The sequence below is a fragment of the Flagellimonas pacifica genome, from assembly GCF_900215465.1.
GTDB classification, from domain to species: Bacteria; Bacteroidota; Bacteroidia; order Flavobacteriales; family Flavobacteriaceae; genus Flagellimonas; species Flagellimonas pacifica.
In genome coordinates this window covers 161,708-178,072 of record NZ_OBEH01000003.1, presented here as the reverse complement: position 1 = coordinate 178,072, position 16,365 = coordinate 161,708, and the positions used below count along the sequence as shown (strand labels likewise).

The window sequence follows — 16,365 nt, the reverse complement described above, 5'->3', positions numbered from 1 at the left end:
AGTAAATATAAATCACCGTATGCGCCTTTATCTTTTTGGAGCCTTTTTTTTATTTTCCCTAGTGCTTACTTCACAAGAAAAATACCCACAAGATGTCTTTCAGTCCCCATTGGAAATTCCTTTGGTGCTTGCAGGAACTTTTGGAGAGTTGCGTTCCAACCATTTTCATTCTGGAATTGATATAAAGACCCAAAGAAGACAGGGGTTACCTATACTTGCCATAGCGGATGGAACGGTCACACGGATTAAAATCTCACATTGGGGATACGGTAAAGCTATGTACGTAGCACATCCCAATGGCTATACTTCAGTGTATGCACACCTTCAAAAATTCAGTCCCGAGATTGAGGCATACATCAAAAAAATACAGTACAAAAAGCAATCATATGAAGTAGAGGTGTTTCCCGATTATGGCGAGTTAAAAGTATTGAAAGGAAATACCATAGCTTACTCAGGGAATACTGGAGGGTCTTCTGGGCCCCATCTCCATTTTGAAATTCGGAGCAGTGTTACCGAAAAGCCCACCAATCCATTATTATATGGATATGATATTAGGGATGCCACAAACCCAACATTGTTGGGACTTTTCGGGTATCCATTATCTGATGACGCGTTCGTGAATCAAAGTGGTAAAAAAATACAGCTCAATTTCACCAAACAGACGGATGGCACCTTTTTGGCTGACAAGGTCACCGCCATTGGTACTATTGGATTTGGCTTTAATGGTTTTGACCGACAGGATATGGCCGCCAACAAGAATGGGGTTTACTCCGTGACACAAACCGTAAACGGAAAAGTATACTCTGCTTACGATTTTGAAACTTTTTCCTTTACGGAAACCAGATACATTAATACATTAATTGACTATGCCCATTTTGGAAAATTCAGACAACGTATCCAAAAATGTTTTAAAGAGCCCTATAATCGATTGAACATCTATAAGACATTGCACAATAATGGAAAAATAGAGGTTAAGGGTGGTTTATCCTATAATGTTGAACTAGTAGTTTCGGACATTAAAGGAAATGACATTAAAATCGTGATTCCGGTTGAAGGAAAAAAGCTGTCCACAAAAATCAAAAAGAATAACAAGATTACCGATGATTTTATTCTTGCGGACAAACCAAACAACTTTGACTTAGGAGCTGCTAAAGTATATTTTCCTGCAAATACATTCTATAAAGATTTTTATATCGATTTACAGAAAGGAACCGATACTATAAAAATTCATGATAATAGTGTTGCTGCGCATCGAAATTTCACTATCAGTTTTGATGCTACCAAATATTCATCAGCAGAAAAGAAGCAGTTATTTATTGCCCGTCTTGATGAACGAATGCAACCAAGGCATGCCAAGACCTATAAACGGGATGGCTCTTTCACTACACGTACCAGAACACTGGGAACCTACACATTAGCAAAGGACACTGTTGCCCCTACCATAAAATCCAGAAATTTTAAGGAAAAACAATGGTTGAGCAACTACAGTTATCTGAGTTTGGAAATCAGTGATGACCTCAGTGGCATAAATTCTTACTCCGCAACTATAAATGGAGATTGGATCTTAATGGAATATGAACCAAAAACCAGAACCATCACCTATAATTTCGATGATAAGATTCTGGACAAGACCCAATGCAATCTTAAAGTGGTGGTTACAGATAATGTTGGTAATTCCAGTACCTTTGAAAGTACCTTTTTTAGAAAATAGTGGATTATCTAAAATCCTTACTGGCAATACTGATTGTTTTATGGGTGTCCACAATCCACTCCCAAACTGCTACAATTACCGGACGAGTTTTGGATGAAAACAATCTTCCCATCTCCAATGTTAATATTGTTACACAAAATACAGGCACCACAACTGACATTGACGGATATTATCTGCTTCAACTTATTGCCGACACGAAAAACACCATTACTTTTTCCCATTTAGGGCATAAAAATGTGGTTTTAGAGAATTTAATGTTGACCACAAACGAAACATTCGAATTCAATCCGGTAATGAAAATCGATATTGTTCAAGTTGCTGGTGTGCATGTTTCCCCAACAGGAAAAAAAAACATTGAGGGTATTACAACGGTTCCCCCAGAAGTTGTGCGAAAGATACCTGGTGCCAATGCCGGAGTAGAAAACATTCTAAAATTATTACCTGGAGTTTCTTTCAATAATGAGTTGAGCACACAGTACAATGTCCGAGGTGGAAATTTTGATGAGAATTTGGTTTACGTTAACGGAATTGAGGTCTATCGTCCGTTTTTGATTCGCTCTGCCCAACAAGAGGGATTGAGTTTTGTGAACAGTGATATGATTACTGGACTTGAATTCTCCCCGGGAGGTTTTCAAGCTAAGTATGGTGACAAATTGTCCTCGGTTTTGGACATTACCTATAAAACCCCTGTAGCTTTTTCGTTACGTATTAACGGAAGTCTTCTTGGCGCAAGTACCACTTTGGAAACCATTTCCAAAAACAAAAAATTTAGCAATATTACAGGTGTTCGCTATCGAAACAATAGCCTTTTGGTGAACAGCAAGCAAACATTGACAAATCTCAACCCAAAATTTGTAGATGCACAGACCTATCTTACTTACCGATTTTCCAAGAAGTTCCATTTAAGTTTTTTAGGCACCCTTTCTGTAAATGATTACGACAATGAACCGCTGAACCGACAAACCAATTTTGGCACCATAAACAATCCGCGTGCCCTACTTGTTTTTTATCAAGGAAAAGAAAACAATACTTACAATAATACCCTAGGAGCGGTCAAACTAGACCATGTCGTAACCGACCATACCAAAATAGGAGTTACGGCTTCCGTCTACCATACACAAGAAGAGGAATTCTCGGATATTATTGCTTCTTATGAATTAGCGGAAATAGATAATAATTTAGGGGGTGATAATTTAGGAGAAGTAACTGCATCAAGAGGGGTTGGTTCTCAATTCAACAGAGCAAGAAATCAACTTGATGCTTTGATTTTTAATCTTTCGCACAATGGCAAGTTCACCAAAGAAGGTAAATCTTTGGAATGGGGCTTGAAGTTCACGCATGAGGATATTAGAGATCAATTAAGGGAATCAGAATTCATTGACTCAGCAGGTTTTTTTATTCGACCTTCGGAGCCACCTGTCATAAATAATCAACCTGAAGAACCTTTTACAGGAGATCTTATTGCTTTTGAAAATGTTCAGGCTACCAATTTTGTAAATGCGAATAGGTTTTCGGGGTTTGTGCAATATAGCAGACAAACCAAATGGGGCAAACATGACATTTATTACAACTTGGGCATAAGGGGCCAACATTGGATATTAAATGGTGATGGTATTGATTCCAACTCACAGACCTTGTTAAGTCCAAGAGGTCAATTTTCCATAAAACCAGATTGGAAAAAAGATCTGTTGTTCCGATTTGCCATAGGAAGTTACCAACAACCTCCATTTTATAGAGAGCTAAGAGATATTACGGGAACAATAAACCCTATGGTAGAAGCACAAAAATCTGTCCACTATGTATTGGGGGGTGAATACAGCTTTAACCTTTGGGAGCGACCTTTCACTTTTATAAGTGAGGTGTATTATAAAGATTTGAGCAATGTAAATCCATTTACTATAGAAGATGTTCGGGTACGATATGCCGCACAAAACAATGCATCTGCATATGTGTACGGAATGGATTTTAGACTTACTGGAACCTTTGTTCCAGGGGCAGAATCCTGGGTGAGTTTAGGGTATCTTCAAACTAAAGAAAACATTGATAATCGAGGTTTTATCTCCAGGCCCACCGATCAACGTATAAAATTTGCAGTTTTGTTACAAGATTATGTTCCCACAATTCCAAACTTAAAACTTCACCTAAATTTGGTCTACAACACAGGTGTTCCTGGTGGTTCTCCAAATAATGCAGATTCTTACCAGTTTCAGAATAGATTAAGAGATTATAGAAGGGCGGATATAGGAATTTCATATATTTTTGCGGACGAGAAAAATCAATACCCAAAAGGGCATTGGCTTCATAAGTTCAAGGAACTTAGTTTTGGTTTTGAAATTTTTAATATGTTCAACAACCAAAATTCCATCACAAATACCTGGGTAAGGGATGTTGATACACAAAGACAGTTTGCCGTACCCAATTTTTTGACCAGTCGTGTCCTTAATGTTAAAATTGGAATGCGATTTTAAAATATGTTGATGAAAAAGACACTATCCATAATTGCCTTTCTTACCGTTGTCTTAGGAACGGCCCAGAAAAATATTTATGAAAACAGGCGATTTGACGACCTTAGCAAAGATCACAAGATATTGGCTATAATTCCATTTATTGCCAACCTGGACCTTAAGAGAAATGTTAATCAGAACGAGCTGAAGAATCTTGCCAAAAAAGAGGGATACGCTGTTCAAAATGCCCTGGAAACTTATTTTTCAAAACGAAAAAAACGGAAGAAGTTCAATGTTGAATTTCAGAATATTGAGGACACCAATGCTATTTTAAACCAGAATGACATTACATATGAAAATTTGGACATTTATACCATTAAGGAACTTTCCAAAATACTAAATGTTGATGGAATAATCAGTGGCAACCTGAGCCTAAATATTCTACTCTCTAAAGGTGTACCAACGGATTTTAGTCTTCTAGATTATTTTAGCGGGGATGCCAATTATGGAAGAATCGGCGTAAAGGTAAGTGATGGGGATTCAGGAAAACTCCTCTGGAAATATGAAAAGGCAATTACCAAAAAAACTGGGAAAAATACTACTGAGCTCATCGATAAAATGATGAAACTTGCAGCACGTAAATTTCCTTACGACAAGGAAAAAAGACAGCGAAAAAATAGGAATAATTAACTCTCTGCAAATTCTTTTAGCACACCAATGGTGTAATCCAACTCCTCTTTGGTATTATAAAAGGAAAAAGAAAACCGTAATGATGGTTTCTCCAATTCTTCTGCGGTCAATATCTGGGTAAGCACATGTGACCCCATATTACTACCCGATTGACATGCACTTCCTTTGGAACATGCAATTCCTTTTAAATCCAAATGAAAAAGTAACATAAGACCTTTTTGTTTATCCAAAGGCAAACGAACATTCGCTAAAGTATAAGTGCTCTTATTCAAATCTCCCGACAGGCCATTGAAATGTATAGCGGGAATTTCTTTTTTTATCCTTTCTAAAAAATACTCTTTCAGGCCTTTTACATACTCTATTTCAGCATCTAAATGGTCGTAAGCCTTTACAAAAGCTTCTTCCAAGCCAACAATGTTATGGAAAGGTTCGGTCCCAGCTCTATATCCACGTTCTTGTGAGCCTCCAAAAATCATTGGCTTTAAGCCGGAGTTTTTCCTGATAAAAGCAAATCCAATTCCCTTTGGTCCGTGGAATTTGTGAGCAGCTACGGTGAAAAAATCTATTGGAGTTTGTTCCACATTCCAGGGATAATGCCCAACCGACTGCACTGTATCTGAATGAAAAAGTGCTCCATGCTCCTTACAAAGCTTCCCAATGGCATCAATATCAGTAATATTCCCAATTTCATTGTTCACATGCATTAAACTGACCAATTTTTTTGAATCATCCTGAGCCAAAAGTTTTTGTAGATGATCCAATTTCGGATTTCCATCAGCATCCAAATCCACAAAGTGAAGGGCAATATCATACTCCTTTTCCAATTCTTCGGCTGTATGCAGAACTGCATGATGTTCAATCTTAGAGGTAATAATAGTCTTTACATCCAAATCTCTAACCGCACAACGCAAAATCATATTGTCCGCCTCGGTACCACCAGAGGTGAAAATAATTTCCGAAGGATGGGCATTCAATATTTTAGCAATTGCTTTTCGAGCCTTTTCAACTGCCGTTTTAGCCGATCTCCCATAACTGTGGGTAGATGATGGATTTCCATAATGAACGGCCAGAGCCTCTTGCATTTTAGCAATTACTTCCTCCCTGACTTGAGTGGTCGCCGCATTGTCCAAATACACTTTTTGCATGTCTTAGCTATCTTTTAACACCGGATCAAAAATAGATGAAATAAAGTTAATTTCCATTAAAGTCTTGGGTAGTGTTGGTGTAATAAAATGGAATTCCTTTAAATTTGGAGCATGAGAAAATTTTTCTTCCCTACCTTACTTATTTGTGCAATGATTTCTTGTAGCGATGGAGAGCTACAAATTGAGACTATTGACTTTGACAGTGTAACTGCTGAATCTTGTAATCCTCCTCAAGCAGATTCTGAGAATTTGCTATTTAAACTCAATGAAGACGAGGCTCTAATATTAGAATTGGAGAGTGGCATCCTAAATAAAGGTACATTGGATGAAACGGTTACTTCAACAAGTGCAGTACCTAGTAAGTCCAAACTCACCTATCGTTTTTTTTCAGAAAAGGTAACTTCCAATTATTTCTGCGATGATGTTCCTCCTGCTACCCCTACGGTTGTTAACGAAATTAAAGCAGAGAGTGGAACGGTCACCATTGAAACTAAAGCGGATGCCGATAAAAAAAACTATATCCATACCATACGCTTGAGTGATATTTCTTTTGTTCGAGACAATGGTGAGCGTATTACAAATTTGACTATCAGTGAATTTGGAGAAGTGACCACGGCCATTCCCAACTAATTGTTCTGAAAAATATATACTTCGGTAGCCCCCAATCCATACTTTTGATAATCTGCATCATAAAACTTTAGATTATCGTATCTATTGAACAGATAATTGAGTTCCTCTTTAAGGACACCTTCTCCTACACCATGAATAAATACCACTTTTTGGATACGCTTGGCAATGGCAAAATTCAATTGTCTTTTAGCCGCTTCCATTTGGAGATTAAGTATATCAAAATTACTAAGCCCTTTGGTTGATTTTACGAGTTGGTTGATATGTAGGTCTACCTCCATTTTGGGAGTATTTCTTTCCTTTGGTCTTCTAGCTTCGGTCGTTTTCTTTTTAGGCTGTTCCTTTTCTTTTTTGACTCTGGCCACTTCAAAATTGCTCACTTTTATACCATTATCAATTTTCACCAATTCCTTTGAACCATATTGCAGGGAAAAGCCCTCATCCGTCATCACCATAATCCTATCACCATTCACATCTTGAATCTCTCCAGATACATCATCGTCCACAACCTCAACCCTATCACCAATATTAAAGACAGTCATATAAATTCTCTGCTAAAAAATCTTGAAAAGTTTAACCTGAATAACAAAAATAGTAGTATTTTTCTTGGCAATAACCGCAACCATGTATCAACAGCTTGCCTTTAATTTTTTAAGCACTAAGGACTTCATGCTTCCTTGTCTCAATAAAAAGCTTTTTGGTCTTGATTGTCCCGGATGTGGTATGCAACGCTCTGCGGATTTACTTTTGCATGGCGAATTTTTGGCTGCTTTTAAAATGTATCCTGCCATCTATCCCATTCTTTTACTTTTGATCTTTTTAGCGACAAATGTCTTTATCAAATTCAAATTTGGACACCAATTAAAGTTATTTTTGTTATTTGCTACCGCTGCGACGATTATTATTAGTTATATCTTAAAAATGAACAATATTTTCAATTAAAAATTAAATCATGGAACAACAAAAACTCCCAAATGCAACGCTAATCTTGGTCTTTGGAATTATTTCTATTGTAACCTGCTGTTGTTATGGTATTATTGGATTAATTTTTGGAATCATTGCTTTGGTTTTGGCCAATAAAGCAACCAAGCTTTATATGGAAAACCCTGAAATGTATACTGATTTTAAAAATGTAAAAACAGGAAAGATATTGGCAATCATAGGTGTTATCCTAAATGTACTTTTCTTAATTTATATCATTTGGGCCATATCATACTTTGGTTGGGATGCATTACAAGACCCTCAAAAAATGCAGGAAATTTTAGAACAATACCAATAAATAAACAATCATAAATGGAAAACAATTCAAATCTACCGCCAAAACCAAACAATTATTTAGTCTTGGCCATCTTAAGTACTATATTTTGCTGTCTTGCCACAGGGATAGCTAGTATAATTTATGCATCCAAAGTTAACGAGGCTTATGCTAGAGGAGATTATGAGGAGGCGGTCAAAGCTTCGAAAAATGCTAAAATGTGGGTCCTGATCGGTGCTGGCCTTTCTGCATTAATCTGGATAATCTATATTGCCATATTTGGTTTTGCATTTTTAGGAGCCATGTCCAATGCAGGCAGCTACTAAAAAAAAGTATATCATTTTAGTATTAGGAGTATTGTCTGTTTTGGCAATACTCCTTTACTTTTTGTATAACCCAGAAAAGGGGTTATTATTTCCAAAATGCCCCTTCAATCAATATTTAGGCATTTATTGTTCAGGATGTGGAAGTCAAAGAGCAATTCATGATTTGCTTCACTTAAGAATAAAAGATGTTCTTAGCCATAATCTATTGTTGATTCCTGCCCTAATAGTAATTTTACAACATCTGGCAGTCACCCTGGATTTTTATAAAGGGAAAAGTTTCTTGGCATATAGATATGCTCCAATGACCATTCTATTGGTAATAGTCGTTTTTATGGTTCTAAGAAACTTAAAAATGTATCCTTTTGATTTTTTAGCACCTTAATTAGCCACTTCGCTAATAAATTTTAGTCGGTATAGACGTAGTTCTTCGTCTTCGTAATCGCCATCAAACTCATCTATGGCTTCAGAAATAGAATCGGTATCAGCTTCCAAAAAGTAATCATGGATTTCTTCTTGTTGGTCTTCATCCAAGATTTCATCGATCCAATACCCTATATTCAATTTGGTACCGCTAAATACAATTTGTTCCATCTCCTTGATCAACGAAGGTAATTCCAAGCCCTTTGCTGAGGCAATATCGTCTAACGACAGTTTTCTGTCCACATTTTGAATAATGTAAAGTTTTAGAGCGGAGTTGGCACCGGTACTCTTGACCACCAAATCATCAGGTCGTATTACGTCATTCTCTTCTACATAACTCGCGATTAGATTCACAAATGGCTTGCCGTACTTTTTTGCTTTTCCTTCGCCTACTCCATGGATATTGATAAGTTCTTCCATATTGATAGGGTACTTCAAAGCCATATCGTCCAATGAGGGATCTTGAAACACTACAAACGGGGGCACTCCCAGTTTTTGCGCTTCTTTTTTACGCAAATCCTTCAATAGCTTCAACAAGTTATTGTCTGCCGCACCTCCAGCAGATTTACTTGCAGTTACAATTGCATCATCGTTCTCTTTGCTGTAAACATGATCCTTGGTCATCATAAAAGATCTTGGGCTGTCCAAAAAGCTCTCACCAGCCTTAGTCAAACGCAGAATACCATATTGCTCGATCTCTTTCTTCAACAATCCTGCTACCAACACCTGTCTGGTCAAAGCCATCCAGTAGGCTTCATCTTTCTCTGAGCCGATACCAAAAAACTCTTTTTCATTTGTTTTATGGGATGAAATCATGGCATTTACCTGCCCAACCAACACTTTTACAATTTCTTTGGTCTTGAATTTTTCCTTGGTTTCTTTTACCACTCGGAGAAGCTTTGCAACCTCATCTTTGGCTTCTTCCTTTTGTTTTGGATTTCTGGTGTTGTCATCCATATCCGCACCATCACCATTTGCTTCGTCAAACTCCTCTCCAAAATAATGAAGGATAAATTTTCTACGTGACATGGAGGTCTCAGCATAAGCAACGATCTCTTGCAAAAGGGCATTGCCTATTTCCTGCTCCGCAACTGGTTTTCCAGACATGAATTTTTCCAGTTTTTCCACATCTTTATAGGAATAAAAGGCCAAGCAATGTCCCTCACCTCCATCTCGTCCGGCCCTTCCGGTTTCCTGATAATAGCTTTCAATACTTTTGGGAATATCGTGGTGTATCACAAAACGGACATCGGGCTTATCAATTCCCATTCCAAAGGCAATTGTAGCCACCACAACATCCACTTCTTCCATCAAAAACATATCTTGGTACTTGGATCGTGTCTTGGCATCGAAACCTGCATGGTAGGGAACTGCACTAACACCATTGACCTGAAGTACTTGAGCAAGTTCTTCAACCCGTTTTCTGCTTAAACAATAAACAATCCCAGATTTTCCCTGATTCTGTTTTACATAACGAATGATATCCGCATCCACGTTTTGTGTTTTTGGGCGTACCTCATAAAACAAATTAGGTCTATTGAAAGAAGCCTTAAATACCTTGGCATCCGTCATACCTAAATTCTTGATGATATCTTCCTGCACCTTTGGTGTTGCAGTTGCGGTGAGTCCAATTATGGGAATATTATCCCCTAAACGATTGATAATACTTTTAAGGTTACGGTACTCCGGCCTAAAATCGTGTCCCCATTCCGAGATACAATGAGCCTCATCAACAGCAACAAAAGAAAGGGGAACACCTTTTAAAAATTCAACATTTTCTTCCTTTGTTAAAGATTCTGGAGCCACATATAATAACTTGGTAATTCCACTACCAATATCTTCTTTAACCTGTTTTACTTCCGTTTTGGTTAAAGAAGAATTGAGAACATGCGCAATACCTCTTTGTTCGGATACTCCTCTTATGGCATCCACTTGGTTCTTCATTAAAGCAATCAACGGGGATACCACAATTGAGGTCCCCTCTTTCATAATAGCCGGTAATTGATAGCATAATGATTTACCTCCACCAGTTGGCATGATTACAAAAGTATCCTGGTTATCAAGTATGTTTTCAATAACTTTTTCTTGTAGTCCTTTGAATTGCGAAAAACCAAAGTATTTTTTAAGTGAAGATTGCAAATCGGTGTTTGTAAGACCCATTTCCGTTTTTTCCATTTAAATCAATACACCTATATTGAAGATTGTTAAAAATTATAATTTTGAGTGTCTATTTATAAAGAAGAAGTATTCTATCTTCCTTAAATCGTTAGTAAGAGATAGTTTGTTTAGTTTTGTAGACTTAAATATAAGACATTCTTTTAGGAATACAATTAGATAATCAGTTTATTACCCATTATTACTTTGAACGACACCAAGTCTATTTTATCCATAGCAAAAAGAACTATTGAAACCGAGAGCAAGGCCGTACAGAATTTGGTCAATCTACTCGATGAACAATTTGCACATGCAGTGCAATACATTTTGGACTCACAAGGTAGGGTTGTGGTTTCTGGAGTAGGCAAAAGCGCCATTATAGCCTCAAAAATTGTAGCAACTCTAAACTCTACGGGAACACCTTCAATTTTTATGCATGCCGCAGATGCCATTCATGGTGATTTGGGTACCATCCAGAAAAATGATGTTGTGGTCTTAATTTCCAAAAGTGGAAATACTCCTGAAATAAAAGCTTTGCTTCCACTGATAAGAATTGCAAAAAACAAATTGATTGGAATTACCGGCAATATGGATTCTGTATTGGCCAAACAAGCAGATTTTGTCTTGAACACCTATGTTGAAAAAGAAGCCTGCCCCAACAACTTAGCGCCAACCACTAGCACATCGGCCCAATTGGCCATGGGCGACGCACTGGCGATAAGTCTTTTGGAACTCAGGGGCTTTAGCAGTGCTGATTTTGCCAAATACCATCCTGGAGGGGCCTTGGGTAAAAAATTGTATTTGCGGGTAGCAGATATTGTTGCCAACAACCAAAAACCAAAGGTTGATGCCAATTCCAGTGTAAAAGAGGTTATTGTTGAAATTTCGGAGAAAATGTTGGGAGTTACCGCAGTCTTGGAAAACAACAAAGTTGTGGGTGTGGTAACTGATGGTGATATTAGGAGAATGCTAAGCACACATGATAATATTGGTGAATTGACCGCAAGGGACATCATGACATCAAATCCAAAATCCGTAGATGTAGATACATTGGCGGTCAAAGCATTGGAAATACTACAATCCAAAGGGATTTCACAGTTACTCGCCTTTGAGAACGAAACCTATGCAGGAGTAGTACACATCCATAATCTTATAAATGAAGGTATCCTGTAATGGCAAAAACAGTAAATAACCCCGACGAAATGTCCTTTTTGGACCATTTGGAAGAGCTTAGATGGCATTTAATACGATCAGTAATTGCAATTGTGCTTGTAGCCTGTATTGCATTTATGATGAAAAGTTTCATTTTTGATACGGTTATTTTCGGCCCAAAAAAAATGGACTTCCCTACCTACCGTTTTTTCTGTAATATCGCCACTTTCTTTGGTATCACTTCAGAATTTTGTGCTGACTCATTCCCCTTCACAATTCAAAATAGAACTATGGCCGGACTATTTTCCGCTCATATCTGGACCTCAATTTGGGCTGGAGTGATTATTGGATTTCCTTACATTTTATGGGAATTGTGGCGGTTTGTAAGTCCTGGGTTGCACGAGAATGAAAGAAAACACTCTAGAGGATTTATTTTAGTAGCCTCTGCGTTATTTTTTCTGGGTGTTCTTTTTGGATACTACGTTGTCGCTCCACTTTCCATCAATTTTCTGGGCACCTATACTGTAAGCAAAGAGGTCACCAGCGAAATTGATTTGAGCAATTTTATCGCAACGGTAAGGGCATCCGTACTCGCATGTGGAATATTGTTTGAACTACCTATCGTCATTTATTTCTTGACCAAGGTGGGATTGGTCACACCTGAAATCCTAAAAAAATACAGGAAGATGGCATTGGTCATTGTCCTAATCCTGTCTGCCATTATAACACCTCCAGATGTAACCAGTCAGATTGTGGTGGCCATACCAGTATTGGTTTTATATCAAGTTAGTATATACATTTCCAAAATTGTAGTGAAAAGAGAAGCCAAAAAAGAGAAAGAAAATGCCAAATAAAGTAGAGGAGTTCAATGCCTATCGTTCTAAAATGAATGATAAGTTATTGGCCGAGAACAACAAATTGATCAAGCGTATTTTTAATTTGGATACCAATGCATACATGGCAGGAGCTTTGGATGTAAAAACAAAAGAACTTCTAGGTTTGGTTGCCTCTGCGGTTCTGCGTTGTGACGATTGTGTAAAATATCACCTGGAAAACTCAAAAAAAGAAGGAGCCACTAAAGAAGAGGTTATGGAAACCTTGGGTATTGCCACTTTAGTGGGAGGCACCATAGTTGTTCCCCATTTACGCAGAGCTTATGAGTTTTGGGAAGCTCTGGAAGAAAACAATGCTTAAAAAAATCCCAAAGACCATCAACCAAAAAAAGAATATGTTTAGTTTTGGCGAATTCTTATGAAGCTACGAGCTGAAAATATCATGAAGGCCTATCGAGGTCGAAAAGTTGTTAAAGGAATTTCCCTAGAAGTCAATCAAGGAGAAATTGTGGGACTTCTTGGTCCAAATGGTGCTGGAAAGACCACTTCATTTTATATGATTGTGGGCTTGATCAAGCCCAATGGCGGTAAAATCTTTTTGGATGATATGGAGATTACCACTTTCCCCATGTACAAAAGAGCTCAAAATGGTATTGGTTACTTAGCACAGGAAGCATCAGTTTTTCGTAAACTAAGTATTGAAAAAAATATCTTAAGTGTGTTGCAGCTCACCAAACTGAGCAAAAAAGAACAGCACATGAAAATGGAATCCCTAATTGATGAATTTGGTCTTGGCCATATCCGTAAAAACCGTGGAGACCTCTTGTCCGGTGGGGAACGTCGTAGAACAGAAATTGCACGAGCCTTGGCAACCGATCCAAAGTTTATTTTGTTGGACGAGCCTTTTGCTGGGGTTGACCCTGTAGCCGTAGAAGATATCCAACGCATTGTTGCCCAATTAAAGAACAAGAATATCGGGATTCTAATTACTGACCATAATGTACAGGAAACCTTGGCCATTACAGAACGCTCTTATTTAATGTTTGAAGGAGGAATCCTTAAAGCAGGTGTTCCAGAGGAACTGGCTGTGGATGAAATGGTCCGTAAGGTATATCTGGGGCAAAACTTTGAGCTACGAAAAAAGAAACTCGACTTTTAATCATTTTTTTGTTTCTGTTTCTTCATTTGCACCTCTATTTTAGGTGACAGAGCTTTTAAATGTTCAATAAATCCAATCTTATCTTTTGGAGAGACCAAAATACTTGAATGTGTGTTGTACCAAATTTCCAGTCTGTCCAACGAAGCGGCAGGCGCGCCCAGTGGACTTCGGGTTTCCTTAATGCGATTGATAGCGGAAATTTTAATCCTCTTTTGATAAAAAGCCGCATAGTTAACGAGCAAATCTTCGCCCTTTGTGTCATAGGAAATATTGAAAAGCAAATAAAGAATGGATCCCATTACCCCAACATTGATTATAGCCGCTATCCAACTCCATTCCTTGCTCAAGAAATAGAACACCGCAAGAAAATTCAGCAGTATCAATAGGAACAACCAAAGATCTACTTTTGATTTGTATCTGACGTATTCAGCATCCATCCTCAAGGATTTTTATTGATCAAGGACAGAAGAATATACAATAGCACAATTACGGGAATCGCCAAAAACCTTAAGGTTATCAACATTACCAGGCTCCCAACTAAAAATAAATACCGTATCGCATTGTCCTTAAAACTCCAATTATCAAATTTTAAAGCAAAAAGTTCTATTCGTGAATTCAATAAAAAAGCGCTTACCAAGGTTAATCCCAATAAAAACCATTGATTCAGAATTATTCCACTCAGAACATCGTTGTTGTGATGTAATAAAATCAAGGGTAGAGAAAGAATCAAAAGCGCATTTGCAGGTGTTGGTAATCCAACAAAAGAGGAAACCTGGTTTTCATCAATATTGAATTTGGCCAAACGGTATGCAGATGCCAAAGTAATTATAAATCCAAAAAACGGAAGAGCGGTCATTTCTGTTTCATGCCCGAAAAAACCGAGATTCCATCCTCCCCTTTCAGCCATCTGTAACAGTTGAAACATCGCAATTCCAGGAACCAATCCACTAGTGATCATATCCGCCAAAGAATCAAGTTGCACCCCTATTTCACTCTTAACATTAAGAAGTCTGGCTGCAAAACCATCCAAGAAATCAAAAAAAATCCCAATAAAAACAAAAAGTGCCGCAAGTTCCAGATGGTTTAGGACTGCAAAAACAGTTGCAATACAGCCACTAAAAAGATTAAGCAGAGTGATAAAATTGGGGATATATTGTTTCATTAGAGTCAGATTTCCGTAAAAATAAGCTAAAAAACAAAGTGTTGAATCTTTCCTTTTCTCCCTTGTGGTAATTATTCTGATATTTGCGCTGATAAATTTTCAAATGAAGTATTGGCCCCTCTTATTGGTATTATTTTTTTCGGCAGTATTTAATAGTTTTTCACAAATACCTCAACTTACCGAAAAATCCCAGATAAGTTTGCTTACCTGTGCCGCAGGTGATGAACTGTATTATGCCTTTGGACACAGTGCGTTTCGTGTGCAAGATTCTGCTTTGGGCATAGATGTGGTCTATAACTACGGTACTTTTGATTTTAACCGTCCTAACTTCTATTTGAATTTTGTAAAGGGGAAATTAATCTATTCACTTTCCAGAAGAAGTTTTGACCGCTTTCTTTTTGAATACGAATTGGAAAAAAGATGGGTAAAAGAACAAATCCTAGACCTTACAGTAGCTGAAAAGAATGACCTCCTTGTCTTTTTTGAAAACAATTACTTACCTGAAAATAGGGATTATTTGTATGATCCTCTCCTATACAATTGTTCCAGCATCACAGGAGATATATTAAAACAACAATTTGGAGGCGCCATTGTCTTTGACAGTTCATATTTGGACAAACAATATACTTTTAGGCAATTGGTAAGACAGCATTTGGATATAAACAGCTGGGCCGCTTTTGGAATAGATCTTGCCTTTGGTTCTGTTGTGGACCGAAAAGCTACGGTACAAGAACATATGTTCTTGCCCTATTATGCCATGCGGCAAATTAGAAATACCACTAAAGATGGAAAACCATTATTAAAGCGGGAACGTACAGTGTTGGATTACAACGAGCATATCCAAAACGGCTTCTTTCCATTATCCCCTCTTTTTTGGTTCATCTTATTGTTGCTATTTACTGCAATTGTCACATTTTTGGACAAAAAACATGGCAGTAGAAGTAAATGGTTGGATTTTTCCTTGTTTTTGTTCACTGGATTGATTGGAACTTTTCTATTACTTCTATGGTTTGCCACGGATCATACTTCCACTCCTAAAAACTTCAACATATTATGGGCATTGCCCTTTAATCTAGCAATTGCTTTCATCTATATTTTTCAGAGTCAGTTACCCCAGTGGTTTTCTAAATACTTGTGGTTTGCTCTTGGGTTAATGGGAATCTTGATTATTCTGTGGATTGCAAAAATTCAGATTTTTTCACCAATAGTGATTCCATTTATGTTGACTCTGGCCATCCGGTATGTTTTCCTTCTAAAATTTGCCAAGGTCTAATCGGTAATCGTAAC

Annotated in this window: 18 protein-coding genes; 13 read left to right on the top strand and 5 right to left on the bottom strand. The window is 37.6% G+C overall.

The features are described from left to right. Positions 1 to 19: 19 nt before the first annotated feature. Genes CRO15_RS10610 through CRO15_RS10600 form a run of 3 tightly spaced genes read left to right on the top strand, consistent with a single transcriptional unit; the run spans position 20 to position 4,845 of the window. The gene (locus tag CRO15_RS10610) at positions 20 to 1,711 is read left to right on the top strand and encodes a M23 family metallopeptidase (RefSeq protein WP_097045809.1); all 1,692 of its coding nucleotides are present in this window, start codon (positions 20 to 22) and stop codon (positions 1,709 to 1,711) included. Beyond that, positions 1,711 to 4,179, top strand: a complete 2,469-nt coding sequence (locus tag CRO15_RS10605) for a TonB-dependent receptor (RefSeq protein ID WP_243396949.1) — start codon at positions 1,711 to 1,713, stop codon at positions 4,177 to 4,179. Before CRO15_RS10610 ends, CRO15_RS10605 begins: the two co-directional genes overlap by 1 nt. 9 nt (positions 4,180 to 4,188) lie before the next feature. Then, positions 4,189 to 4,845, top strand: a complete 657-nt coding sequence (locus tag CRO15_RS10600) for a hypothetical protein (protein ID WP_097046188.1) — start codon at positions 4,189 to 4,191, stop codon at positions 4,843 to 4,845. Here the strand turns inward: CRO15_RS10600 and CRO15_RS10595 are convergent. After that, positions 4,842 to 5,990, bottom strand: a complete 1,149-nt coding sequence (locus CRO15_RS10595; protein ID WP_097045808.1) for a cysteine desulfurase family protein — start codon at positions 5,988 to 5,990, stop codon at positions 4,842 to 4,844. The two genes, CRO15_RS10600 and CRO15_RS10595, sit on opposite strands and share 4 nt — an antisense overlap. 111 nt (positions 5,991 to 6,101) lie before the next feature. On the opposite strand from CRO15_RS10595, the gene CRO15_RS10590 reads away from it, so the two are divergent. Next, on the top strand, positions 6,102 to 6,620 hold the full coding sequence (locus CRO15_RS10590) for a hypothetical protein (RefSeq protein WP_097045807.1): 519 nt from the start codon (positions 6,102 to 6,104) through the stop codon (positions 6,618 to 6,620). Here the strand turns inward: CRO15_RS10590 and CRO15_RS10585 are convergent. Next, entirely contained in the window at positions 6,617 to 7,159 is a 543-nt protein-coding gene (locus CRO15_RS10585) for a Smr/MutS family protein (RefSeq protein WP_097045806.1), read from the bottom strand. The genes CRO15_RS10590 and CRO15_RS10585 overlap by 4 nt on opposite strands. A gap of 64 nt (positions 7,160 to 7,223) precedes the next feature. Between CRO15_RS10585 and CRO15_RS10580 the strand changes: the two genes are divergently transcribed. Genes CRO15_RS10580 through CRO15_RS20045 form a run of 4 tightly spaced genes read left to right on the top strand, consistent with a single transcriptional unit; the run spans position 7,224 to position 8,580 of the window. Then, positions 7,224 to 7,559 carry a DUF2752 domain-containing protein gene (locus tag CRO15_RS10580; protein ID WP_313788526.1) on the top strand — a complete coding sequence of 112 codons (336 nt, stop codon included), beginning with the start codon at positions 7,224 to 7,226 and terminating at the stop codon, positions 7,557 to 7,559. Positions 7,560 to 7,569: 10 nt separating this feature from the next. Beyond that, complete coding sequence (locus CRO15_RS10575) at positions 7,570 to 7,896, top strand: CCC motif membrane protein (RefSeq protein ID WP_097045805.1); 327 nt, start codon at positions 7,570 to 7,572, stop codon at positions 7,894 to 7,896. 14 nt (positions 7,897 to 7,910) lie between these two features. Further along, positions 7,911 to 8,198: a CD225/dispanin family protein gene (locus CRO15_RS10570; protein WP_097045804.1), complete on the top strand. Its 288-nt coding sequence runs from the start codon at positions 7,911 to 7,913 to the stop codon at positions 8,196 to 8,198. Further along, the gene (locus CRO15_RS20045; protein ID WP_097045803.1) at positions 8,182 to 8,580 is read left to right on the top strand and encodes a DUF2752 domain-containing protein; all 399 of its coding nucleotides are present in this window, start codon (positions 8,182 to 8,184) and stop codon (positions 8,578 to 8,580) included. The genes CRO15_RS10570 and CRO15_RS20045 overlap by 17 nt, the downstream gene beginning before the upstream one ends. Here the strand turns inward: CRO15_RS20045 and recQ are convergent. Then, on the bottom strand, positions 8,577 to 10,778 hold the full coding sequence (gene recQ / locus CRO15_RS10560) for a DNA helicase RecQ (RefSeq protein ID WP_097046186.1): 2,202 nt from the start codon (positions 10,776 to 10,778) through the stop codon (positions 8,577 to 8,579). The genes CRO15_RS20045 and recQ overlap by 4 nt on opposite strands. Before the next feature lie 201 nt (positions 10,779 to 10,979). Between recQ and CRO15_RS10555 the strand changes: the two genes are divergently transcribed. The 4 genes from CRO15_RS10555 to lptB are packed head-to-tail and all read left to right on the top strand — an operon-like array spanning position 10,980 to position 13,916. Beyond that, the gene (locus CRO15_RS10555; RefSeq protein WP_097045802.1) at positions 10,980 to 11,945 is read left to right on the top strand and encodes a KpsF/GutQ family sugar-phosphate isomerase; all 966 of its coding nucleotides are present in this window, start codon (positions 10,980 to 10,982) and stop codon (positions 11,943 to 11,945) included. Further along, complete coding sequence (gene tatC / locus CRO15_RS10550; protein ID WP_097045801.1) at positions 11,945 to 12,778, top strand: twin-arginine translocase subunit TatC; 834 nt, start codon at positions 11,945 to 11,947, stop codon at positions 12,776 to 12,778. The genes CRO15_RS10555 and tatC overlap by 1 nt, the downstream gene beginning before the upstream one ends. Next, positions 12,768 to 13,118, top strand: a complete 351-nt coding sequence (locus tag CRO15_RS10545; protein WP_097045800.1) for a carboxymuconolactone decarboxylase family protein — start codon at positions 12,768 to 12,770, stop codon at positions 13,116 to 13,118. Before tatC ends, CRO15_RS10545 begins: the two co-directional genes overlap by 11 nt. Before the next feature lie 57 nt (positions 13,119 to 13,175). Further along, the gene (gene lptB / locus CRO15_RS10540) at positions 13,176 to 13,916 is read left to right on the top strand and encodes an LPS export ABC transporter ATP-binding protein (RefSeq protein WP_097045799.1); all 741 of its coding nucleotides are present in this window, start codon (positions 13,176 to 13,178) and stop codon (positions 13,914 to 13,916) included. On the opposite strand, the gene CRO15_RS10535 is transcribed toward lptB, so the two are convergent. After that, the gene (locus CRO15_RS10535; RefSeq protein WP_097045798.1) at positions 13,913 to 14,353 is read right to left on the bottom strand and encodes a PH domain-containing protein; all 441 of its coding nucleotides are present in this window, start codon (positions 14,351 to 14,353) and stop codon (positions 13,913 to 13,915) included. The two genes, lptB and CRO15_RS10535, sit on opposite strands and share 4 nt — an antisense overlap. Positions 14,354 to 14,355: 2 nt before the next feature. Next, positions 14,356 to 15,078 carry a CDP-alcohol phosphatidyltransferase family protein gene (locus tag CRO15_RS10530; RefSeq protein ID WP_097045797.1) on the bottom strand — a complete coding sequence of 241 codons (723 nt, stop codon included), beginning with the start codon at positions 15,076 to 15,078 and terminating at the stop codon, positions 14,356 to 14,358. A 103-nt stretch (positions 15,079 to 15,181) separates the two neighbouring features. Here CRO15_RS10530 and CRO15_RS10525 point away from each other — a divergent pair, with 103 nt between their 5' ends. Continuing rightward, positions 15,182 to 16,351: a lipoprotein N-acyltransferase Lnb domain-containing protein gene (locus tag CRO15_RS10525; protein WP_097045796.1), complete on the top strand. Its 1,170-nt coding sequence runs from the start codon at positions 15,182 to 15,184 to the stop codon at positions 16,349 to 16,351. The last annotated feature ends 14 nt before the right edge of the window (positions 16,352 to 16,365 follow it).